General features: G+C 62.6%; 2 protein-coding genes. Both read right to left on the reverse strand.

Going from position 1 to position 826, the window contains the following annotated elements; translation table 11 throughout:
- Window positions 1-205: 205 nt before the first annotated feature.
- Complete coding sequence (locus tag NS334_RS17020; RefSeq protein WP_058757010.1) at window positions 206-691, reverse strand: MaoC family dehydratase; 486 nt, start codon at window positions 689-691, stop codon at window positions 206-208.
- A 28-nt stretch (window positions 692-719) separates the two neighbouring features.
- Window positions 720-818 (reverse strand): fumarate hydratase C-terminal domain-containing protein, encoded by a 99-nt coding sequence (locus NS334_RS19490; RefSeq protein ID WP_428835073.1) that lies wholly within the window; start codon window positions 816-818, stop codon window positions 720-722.
- Between the last annotated feature and the right edge of the window lie 8 nt (window positions 819-826).

Below are 826 nucleotides of genomic sequence, written 5' to 3' on the forward strand. Positions count from 1 at the left end.
TCCGACGCGTTTCAGCGCGATGCGATCTGCCATGGTATCCCCAGTGTGGACTGCCCGGATGTCCGTGCCCTCAAACCAAAGAGCAGGGACAAAGGTTCAAAAGGCGTTAGAAAAAAATGAGTTCCGCGCAACGCACAACTGCGTAGGCAGCAGACTTAGTCTGCCACCATGGCGTCCGGGCAACAGCAGAGGCGTGGGGGCAACATCAGGAACCGGGATTGCGGCGCGGCACGAAGGCGGTCGCGAGGAACGAGAACACCACCTCATTGCGCTGATTGACGCCGGTGTTGCGGGCCTGAAGGATGCCCCATTCGGGCCGCTTCCCGGACGTGCGCTTGGTCTCGACCTGGTTGGAGTAGCTGATGCTATCGCCCGCCAGCACCGGGCGGATCCAGCGCAGCGCGCCGAAGCCCGGCGAGGGTCCCCAGACCGCGACCTTCTCACCGCGCGCAGCGGCTTGCGCGGCGACTTGCTTGCCGCAGGCGACCAGCAGCGTCATGCAGACGCTGGCGACGTGCAAGCCCGAGGCCCCGAGCCCACCGAACAGCGAGTTGCGCCCCGCCTCCTCATCCATATGAAACGGCTGCGGATCAAATTCGGCGGCAAAGCGCTTGATGTCCTCGCGCGACACCACCGCTTCACCACTCTTGAACGTCATCCCGATCGTGAGGTCATCGAACCATTCGACCATGCGGTCCTCGCATCCGTCTCGGAGAACCTCAACCCAGGTTCAGCTCCTTGAAGAAGTCGTTGCCCTTGTCGTCGATGATGATGAAGGCCGGGAAATCCACGACCTCGATGCGCCAGATCGCTTCCATGCCGAGCT

Origin of the sequence: Sphingomonas endophytica (assembly GCF_001476895.1) — a bacterium.
In the GTDB taxonomy this organism is placed as follows: domain Bacteria; phylum Pseudomonadota; class Alphaproteobacteria; order Sphingomonadales; family Sphingomonadaceae; genus Sphingomonas; species Sphingomonas endophytica_A.

Coding starts and splice junctions, on each gene's coding strand:
- NS334_RS17020 (WP_058757010.1), bottom strand. CDS start 691: ATGGTCGAATGGTTCGATGACCTCACGATCGGGATGACGTTCAAGAGT.
- NS334_RS19490 (WP_428835073.1), bottom strand. CDS start 818: ATGGAAGCGATCTGGCGCATCGAGGTCGTGGATTTCCCGGCCTTCATC.